This is a genomic window from Oceanibaculum pacificum (assembly GCF_001618175.1).
In the GTDB taxonomy this organism is placed as follows: Bacteria; Pseudomonadota; Alphaproteobacteria; order Oceanibaculales; family Oceanibaculaceae; genus Oceanibaculum; species Oceanibaculum pacificum.
In genome coordinates this window covers 1-9,069 of sequence record NZ_LPXN01000028.1, presented here as the reverse complement: position 1 = coordinate 9,069, position 9,069 = coordinate 1, and the positions used below count along the sequence as shown (strand labels likewise).

Below are 9,069 nucleotides of genomic sequence, written 5' to 3'. Positions count from 1 at the left end.
AGAGGACCGCTCCCCGGCCGCTGCCGGCAAAGCCGATCTGGCACCCATGGAGCTGCTCGAACTAACCGCGCTTATGTGGCAGCACGCCTATTGGGAAACCGCCGCCACTCTGGATTGGGCCGACACGGCGACCGATAAGGCCGCCAAAGCCGCCCAGGAAGCCATCGAGGACATCGAGCGCCGGGCGACCACGCTGCCGGATGGCCGGCGTGTCTATCAGACTCGCGATGGAAAACAGATATTCCTGGAGGACGGCTCGGAACTCCAGGCCGATCAGACAGCCGATATCGAATGGAAGCAGGACTCCCCAGTCTGGGAAGACCGCCAAAGCGCCCTCGCAGCTCGCGACGACATCGCCGAATACGACGCCTTCCTCGACCGCAGCCGAGAGGAGTTGCAGCGGCTGGATAAGAACGAGGAAGGGCTGTCTCCAGAGGAGCGCTTGGAGGCAACGGAGTATCTCCGCGATGAGGCGATACGACGGATGCCAGCTTTCGTTAAGGATTTTGCCGGGCCTGAGCCGACGGAAAGCGATCTCCAGCGCCGACGGGGAGAGCAACGCCTGCTGCAAGACGAGGAGGTTTCCCAGATGCCTCCGGCCTCAGCCCCCACTGTCATGCCTTCCATGTAGAAACTGGAGCACAGAGATGATGAAGCTCGCCAGAGCCGCTGCGTTCGGCAGCGCTGCCCTCGCTTTTGTTATCGGACCCGCCCCCAGCTATTCCGAACAAGGCATGACCGCCAGAGCCTTTCAAAGCCTCAATGGCGATCAACGCACTTATTACATGGGCGGCATCATCCACACGCTCATGCTGCACACCATCATCCTCGACAATCGGGATAACACGCGAGCACGCTGCCTCAGTCGCTGGTATTTTGAAGGCGATGGACCAGAGCAGATCAAGACGGCGTTTGCACAACACCCGGATGCGGACCCAGCTTCGCTGGTGGAAGCACTGATGCGCCGGAAGTGCGGGAAGGGACCAAACGGCAAGTGACCTAACGCTGATAAGCCCGTATGGAGAAGGCGGGAAGCGTTAAACGCAAGATGTGCTTTGTAATACAAAGCACCCTTGGCAAGGGAGGCCCGCTGCGCGCCTCCCGTTGCATCCCTCCCGGCCTGTGGCGCGGTTTTCGGCATCAAGCCTCATCCACGCCAGCGAAACGTGCCGCCGTTTCATCCCTCGCACCGACCGCCCGGTGCAACAGCGCCATCAGGCGGAGCGGCCGCGCTCCCCTTGAATCCCACGGCAAGGGGTATGTCATAGCCCCCCTGACCAGGGCTGGAGATTTTCCTCTCCACATGGACCGGACCATGAACCGAAAAGGGCGGTCATGCCCTTTGGAAACCCGACCAACCCTGCGCCGATTGGATGCGCGCCATCTTGCCGAAAATGGACCAAGGCAAAACATGATTTCGCGCTTTCGAACTCGGAGCACCCAGAACCAAGCCAAACACGAAAAAGGACTTCAAAACAGTGTATCCAATGGATACACTGTTTTGCATGAAAGACGTCGGCCTAAGAATACGGGTGCAGCAAGAGTTGCGGGAGCAATTCATCGCTGCATGCAAAGCAGAAGACAAACCCGCCGCACAAGTGCTGCGCGAATTCATGCGGGAGTATGTGAACAATCGAAAGCCTTTAAATAAGAGTTCGCCTAAAGCGCCAAAAGGAAGAAGCTCATGAACGCGTCTCTTCCAAACGATAGGCTTGGCGAACGCATGCACCTGTTTAATCCTAAAACCGTTACGCGCCATATTCCGGCTAAGCCTACGATTCCCCTCCACCATTTAGAACGCTTGACCGAATGGGCGGAAATGATCCGCTCCGGTCGCATTCGGGGGTTGAAGGAAACAGCTCTTCACGGGGACTTCAAGACCAAGATAGTTGAGGAAATCCTTGGTTATGTGAGCGCCGTGCAAGATGCGGTGCATACGGTGACATCGGAGGAAGCGATTCTTCGAGGTTCCGTTGATCTCGCGCTCGGTTTCTTCGGTCCTGACAAGTCACAGATCATTGCCCCGTTCGAATTGAAGGGGGCCAAGGCCAAGGACCTCGATGCAATTATGCCAGGCCGGTCCAAGAGCCCGGTACAGCAAGCCTGGGAATACGCAACGAATGCCCCTGGCGTGAAATGGGTCCTCGTCTCAAACTATGTGGAGCTTAGGCTCTACGGCTTCGGCGAAGGCACGGCGGCATATGAGCGATTCGATCTCGGCGCGCTGACGAACCCAACCGAATATGCCCGCTTCATTCTGCTCCTTAGTGCCGACAATCTACTTTCTGGTAAGACTGCCGATCTCCTGAAGGAGAGTCGCCGGGAAGATAAGGATATCACCAACGCGCTCTACGCGGACTATAAGCAGCTACGTGGCATACTGATTTTCTCTATCCGCCAGCAGCTTCCCGAACTTGATCCGTTGGTTGCTATCGCCGCCGCGCAGACGGTCCTCGACCGTGTCCTGTTCACGGCTTTCGCTGAGGACACCGGACTTCTGCCGGATCGCATACTCGAAAGAGCGTTCGAGCATGCCGATCCCTTCAATCCGCGCACGGTGTGGGACAATTTTAAGGGTCTGTTTACTGCCATCAACTCTGGCAACCGCGCGCTTAACGTGCCGCCCTACAATGGCGGGCTGTTCGCACCTGACCCTGTAGTGGACAGCCTCGAAATCCCGGATCATGTCTGCGAGAAGTTCAAAGACATTGGTGGCTACGATTTCGGTTCTGAGGTTTCGGTCACTGTTCTCGGCCACATCTTTGAGCAATCTATTGCCGACGTCGAACGGCTCCAGGCAGAAGCGCGCGGCGAGGAAATTGAGCCCGAAAAGAAGACGGGCACAACTGGCCGCCGTAAGCGCGACGGCGTGGTCTACACCCCGGATTTCATCGCCCGCTTCATCGTCGAGCACACTCTTGGGACGCACCTAGAGGAAATCTTCGCTCGCATTGTCACCAATTTCGCGCAAAAGGGTGCGAACCCTGATGAGTACGAAACGATCAAGTGGAAGCGCAAGTCGGCGGAGATCGAAGCCTGGCAAGCCTATCGTGATCGCCTGAAGACGCTGCGCATCGTCGATCCTGCCTGCGGTTCTGGGGTCTTCCTAGTGATGGCCTTCGATTACATGAAGGCGGAACTGACGAGGGTGAACGACAAGATCGCCGATCTCAGGGGCGGCGCGGCCGACCTGTTTGATCCTGACAGCGAAATCCTAACCAATAATCTGTTTGGGGTCGATGTGAACGCCGAGTCCATCGAGATCGCTAAGCTCTCGCTGTGGGTAAAGACTGCTAAACGTGGCAAGCCGCTCGACTCTCTGGACGCTAATTTGACGGTTGGCGATAGCTTGATTGAGGACTCGAACTTTGCCTATTTGAACCACGCCTTTACCTGGTCGACGGCCTTCCCGGATGTCTTTGCAGAAGGTGGGTTCGACATTGTGCTCGGCAATCCGCCTTATGTGCGGATGGAGCTGCTCAAGTCCATGAAGCCCTATCTCGAGAAGCGCTTCGAGGTCGTCTCTGATCGGGCCGATTTGTACTGTTATTTCTTCGAGCGCGGGCTGAAACTGCTCAAGCCCGGCGGACGCCTCGGCTACATCTCCTCATCCACCTTTTTCAAAACGGGTTCCGGCAAGCCGCTGCGCAATTTCCTGCGAAAGAGCGCGAAGATCGAAACGGTGGTTGATTTTGGCGATCTTCAAGTATTTGAGGGCGTCACGACCTACCCTGCCATTCTCACTATGCGCCGCGAGATACCAGATAAGAGCCATTCACTACTCTTCTGGAACGTGGAGGCTCTGCCGGATGCGAACTTTCGTGCGAGCTTCGACAAGCGGGCGGAGGTTTTCCCGCAGGATGCTCTGTCATCCGGCTCTTGGGAACTCGAAAGCCCAGCGCTTAAGGCCGTGCGCGACAAGATCAAGCGGGGGCGGAAGACGCTAAAGGAGATTTATGGTTCCCCACTCTACGGTATCAAGACCGGCCTTAATGAAGCGTTCGTCATCGACACGCCAACAAAGAACAGGCTGTGCGCCGAGGATCCGAAATCAGCGGCGATATTAAGGCCATTCCTCGAAGGTAAGGACCTCAAACGTTGGCGCACTGAATCGCGCGGCCTATGGATCATCTATATTCCAAAGAACCGCATCGTTATCGACGACTATCCCGCCATCCGCGACTGGCTGTTGCCATTCAGAAAGCGCCTAGAAACGCGCGCCACCAAACAGAAATGGTATGAGCTTCAGCAGGCGCAGGAGGCTTATTCCGAAAGACTCAGTAAACCGAAGATTTCGTATCCACATTTCAATGCCGAACGAAATTTTACGGCTGAGCTTGACGGATCATTCTCTAACGACAAAAGCTATTTTATACCTAGCGATGATCGTTTTCTCATCGCATATCTGAACAGCTCGGTCGGCTGGTTTTTTCTCTCAAACCTTGCACCAGCGGTTCGCGGTGGCTTTCACGAGCTTCGGGTTCAGTACGTTGAACAGCTTCCGATACCGGGCGCGGACGACGCTAAAAAAAAGGAACTCGCCGCGCTGGCCGAAGCCTGTCAGGCTGCGGCGGAAGAGCGGTGCCGGTTGGAGCAAGGCTTGAGCCGCCGTATTCCCGATCTCGCGCCGGTTGGAACACAGCCGAAATTGACTACGAAGCTCCAAGAGTGGTGGGCTTTACCGAACTTCGCCGCTTTTCGCGAGGAGGTAAAGAAGAGCCTCAAGGCCGACATTCCACTCGCCGAGCGGTCGGACTGGGAAGATTGGATCGCCCGCGACAAGGTCAAAATCTCCGGCCTGACGGCAGAAATTGAGACAAACGAAGGCCGAATCAATTCAATCGTCTATGAGCTTTTCGAACTGACCCAGGAAGAAATTGATCTTCTGGAGGCAAACCTATGAGTGAGCAGGTCGGCAGTGACCTGTTCCCCTGATTGTGTCCGTTCAGAGGTTGAGTCTCGTTGACCTGCCCCCCTGAATTGTCCTCCCTTTGGGGGTAGTCTTTTCTCTGAGAGAGGAGACAGGCGATGAAGCGCAGCAGGTTTAGCGAAGAGCAGATCATCAGATTTTGAAAGGGCTTAATTTCGTCGCCCAAGGCATAAGATCGCGGTTCTTAGAATCATGTGGAGACCGATCCCACCCCAAATAGGGCGTCCAGTTTTGTTTTATCTGAATGACCCAAGTTGGCCACGATCAAAGTGTCTTGAGCGCGAGAGCAACAGACGTAGAAAAGATTCCGAGACCGTTGGAGACGGCTATTACTACTGTCTGTGCCTTCTAGTAGGTTGCCGAAAGAATACTGGCTCCAGTTAGCTCCAGTGTCATCAAGGATGACCAAGACATTTTTAAACTGATCTCCCTTCACCCCATGCTTGGTCGAGTAAGGCAGGTTCGATTGAAGAACCGCTCGATAAATGCTGATTTCCTGGTACGGAATATCCATCAATGTTTCTACAAGCGTCTGGTGCTTGGCAGCTGAAGAACCTTCTTCGGCAGATTCAAATTTTCCAGCGAGAGCGAGATGGAAGTCATCGAGCAAAGGAAGCAATCCAGTCTTTTCAATATGCCTAAGTACATCGCATATCGACGATCCGTTATCTGCTAATTTGAGAAGTTCGTCCAAGGCGTCTTTTACCTTTGCCTTCTCGTCCCGAGATGCGAACGGCTTCTTGCGGTCATTGAGCAGGGAAATCGCCCGACCTACTTTGCCAGCGCGCCAAGCCTCAATGACCATGTCGACCTTTTTGATAAGGAAGGAGGCAATGGGATCATCGCCAGCTTGGAAACTATCTTTAGCGAAACCTCCGCGCTCATTGTAGGCGTTCCAGAGGGCTTCATATCCAGCCTTCCGGGCGATAAGCCGGTGAGTAAGGAATAATACCTTTAACTCGCCGTCGATCTCGATACCGAGATCGGCCTTCGCCTTGTTCAATGCCGCCTGTGTGATGTCTGCTTCAGGCGTGGTCCCTGTGAGACTCACATAAACTGCGGCTCCTTTTACGTTGTTGCCGGAAGGCACCTGCTTGATATCGTCGCGAATCTTATTCAAGACATCGATCACCGTCTTGGAGCAACGATAGTTCTCTTCCTTTTTGATGGCGACTAACGCGGCCTGATGATCGGCCGAAAGTTCGCCTACGCCGTCAGGATAGATGCTCTGCACTTTGTCACCAAAGAAGCCGATAAGCGGTGGTGCTTTCACCTTGATGAGATGATCCATGAGGATTGAGATCACCATCTCATGGGTGTCTTGGTACTCGTCCACGAAGATAAAAGGGTATCTTGCCGCCACGATCTTAGCCAACATCGGATGACTCCGGAACATCACCTCCGCCACCCCCAGAAGGTCGTCGTGATAAATACGGCCTTCGAGAAAATTTGCTCCTCGATCCGAATAACTGATGGTTGGCTTATCTTTTATCGCGAGAGCAAGGTCTGCTTCGTCAACGCGGCGTCGGCTTCTCGTTGGGAGTTCCGAATTGAAAACGATGAGCGATTCACGGAGTTCTTTTTGAAAGCTTTGAACCGCGTCCCAGAGGAAATCGTGGATAGTAGTCACTTTGAAGAGTGGGTCGTGGTCGGTGCGTTCAAGAATCTCGTTCTTAGCTACGTTCGTGAATGTGATGCAGGCAACGTGCTGCCCGTCCCGAAGGAGTGCCTTCCGCTCGGGTCCGCGGATGTGATCGAGCGCCCGAATGAGGGAGGATGTTTTTCCTGATCCCGCGCCAGCATCAAGCAGAAAACTCTTTCTTCCTTTGAGGCACTCTAGAATCTTTTCGTCCGCGGGTGTCATCACGCCGTACCTTGTGTTGCCAACCATTCCAGGCCCTCGCGAATATATTTAGGTGTAGCCCAGCTCGGTTGAGCCATCAGATCGAGCGCGAAATCGACCTTTCCCAATTTGCCGCTTAGATTAAAGCCATCGGTTGGAAGGCCGATGGCAATTGACTTTGCGATCACATCTGCTGTCGCATTCAGCTTGGTATGCTCGGTGGTTAGCCAAGGCACATTCGCGTATATGAAGGCTTCCTCAAACGACCGCCCGCAATGCCCTCCTTCGGCGACCTGATAGACAACCCGGATGCGCCCCTCAGTCTTATCTGCATCGGACGCAGCAATCAGATCTGCGACGGCGGTCTTTTTCGGCAGCCAGCTTTTAAGACAAGCATTGCTCGTACTGATCCCAATAGCGACCGGGCACTTCTTAGAGCCCTCGTCTATGGCATCGAAGTCGGTGACGATCAGCGTCGGGATGCCAAGAAAATCTACAAGTGGCTTGAATTTGTGAGCATAGGCCCCACCCACCTCTGAAATGCTGATGTACTGACTTCCCAAGCCCTCGAACCCTGCGTTCGCTGCGCACTTCTCGATCATCATGGGGAGGAGTAGGCGCTCGACTTGGCCTTCTACAAAAATTGCTTTGTCGGCAAAGAAAAGATCGCAATGAGTAAGCCTGATATATCGGCGCAGGAAGTCCAAGGCTTCGGGCGCATTGGAGGGAAGCGGTAGCTTCGACAGGTCTTTGACGATGACCTGACGCCCATTTCGACGGAAGTATCGCACCGGTTCAAAGGCAGATTGCGCGATCATATGCGACGAATGGGTCGAAAGGATCACCTGAGCTGTAGTGCCGCCGTCACCTTCGAGAGCTTTGGAAATTTCACTGATGAAGACCGTCTGCATTTGCGGATGTAGGTGTGCTTCAGGCTCTTCGATAGCGATAATATGGACGCGAGGACGCTCATCGGGGGTGGTCTCCAAAGCAGCCCGAAAAGACTCCAATTGAAGGACAATGTAGATGAGGTTCTTGTAGCCGAGACCGTTGTATTTCTCGGGTAGTTCGAACTCCTCCATGACGCCCTCTTTCCCGGCGTGCTGACTGGCATAGAAAATTCGTGCATTGTCCCGATAGATCGTTTCCGCACTTAATTCTGCCCGGACACGAAGGTCCGGGGCGACTTGGCCTTGGGGATAGCCAAAGCTTTGGAGTCGGGTCGTAAGCCGGCCGAAAGCTGCACTATATTTAGTAGTTAGATCGGCAGCGCTGTCGCGAAGCGCGTCCTCAATAACTTGATATCCGTCAGCGTCGTTTGCCTTGTAGAACTTGGTATAGTGATCGTGTAGGAGCTTGGAGAGTTTAGCGGAACGGGAGTTATCGTCGTCGTCCACATGTCGTTGAGCAGGAACGACATCAATCTTCAGAAGTCGTTTTAAAATCGCTCCATCTTCGAGTTTTTCGACCTCTTTCCCGTCATGAGAAACCTTAAAATAGCTCCGGCTGAAATAAGTCCGGAACGAGTCCCGAAGAAAATCACACAGCGTCTGGTTGGTGTCAGGTCTAATCTCAAAGTCGTCGATCAACTTCTTCGCGTTGTCGAGGGCGTATTCGATTCGGATACGAACACACTTATTGTCTGGCGACAGGTCCATGAGAAGTTTCGTAGCAGCGACGAGATCAACGGGATCGTCTTCATATGAGAACGTGAGATCGACCCGCATACGAGGTGCCCGACGGCGGGCGATTTCATACTTATCCTCGGGGGCGGCCAGACTAGGAAGTGTGGCTTCGATCCGTTTGAAGTCGCGGTGGCGAAGTTGCGAGAGATCATGAAAGGAAATACCCGAAGCCTTTGCGCCGGCCTCACCTTCTAAGGCCCTAAGTTTCGTGAAAAGCCGCAGAGCATCCATCACCGATGTCTTGCCACTATTGTTCGGCCCGACAAGTACCGTCGTTGTCTTTTGCTCAGCCAGGTTGATTGCTAGGCGCCGCAAAAGTCTGAAATTCCGGACAGAGATAGTTTCAAGCCGCATAATCTCGCCCCCCCTAACGCGCTTGGCTCAAGTGAGGCAGAATGAAATCCTACTCCCTGAGATGTATTTTTTTATCAAAAGCAACTAAAAATAGCAAAAAAATATGAAGTTTCGCCGAAAATTTGGCTCAAATGGCATCCCAGTGCCCATAGTAATAATTCTTCTAGGTGTTTGCCCAGCCTTCGGCTGACACCTATCTCTTCACTCAGGGGCCTGCGGCCCCCCTTGCATCAAGACCAAGCCCTCCGCAGGCGCTG

General features: G+C 54.0%; 6 protein-coding genes. 4 read left to right on the top strand and 2 right to left on the bottom strand.

Translation table 11 applies throughout. The features are described from left to right. The 4 genes from AUP43_RS02915 to AUP43_RS02905 all read left to right on the top strand — a co-directional run. On the top strand, positions 1–631 hold a 631-nt coding region (locus tag AUP43_RS02915; protein WP_232314861.1), incomplete at its 5' end, for a hypothetical protein. A 16-nt stretch (positions 632–647) separates the two neighbouring features. Further along, a complete protein-coding gene (locus tag AUP43_RS02910; RefSeq protein WP_067552432.1) occupies positions 648–998 on the top strand; it encodes a hypothetical protein in 351 nt (116 codons plus the stop codon). 507 nt (positions 999–1,505) lie between these two features. Then, entirely contained in the window at positions 1,506–1,688 is a 183-nt protein-coding gene (locus tag AUP43_RS18545; RefSeq protein ID WP_157089209.1) for a hypothetical protein, read from the top strand. Beyond that, entirely contained in the window at positions 1,685–4,903 is a 3,219-nt protein-coding gene (locus AUP43_RS02905; protein ID WP_157089208.1) for an Eco57I restriction-modification methylase domain-containing protein, read from the top strand. Before AUP43_RS18545 ends, AUP43_RS02905 begins: the two co-directional genes overlap by 4 nt. Before the next feature lie 217 nt (positions 4,904–5,120). Here the strand turns inward: AUP43_RS02905 and AUP43_RS02900 are convergent, their stop codons facing one another. Continuing rightward, positions 5,121–6,794 (bottom strand): UvrD-helicase domain-containing protein, encoded by a 1,674-nt coding sequence (locus tag AUP43_RS02900; protein WP_198154806.1) that lies wholly within the window; start codon positions 6,792–6,794, stop codon positions 5,121–5,123. Next, positions 6,794–8,812: an ATP-dependent nuclease gene (locus tag AUP43_RS02895; protein WP_067552426.1), complete on the bottom strand. Its 2,019-nt coding sequence runs from the start codon at positions 8,810–8,812 to the stop codon at positions 6,794–6,796. The genes AUP43_RS02900 and AUP43_RS02895 overlap by 1 nt, the downstream gene beginning before the upstream one ends. Positions 8,813–9,069: the final 257 nt, after the last annotated feature.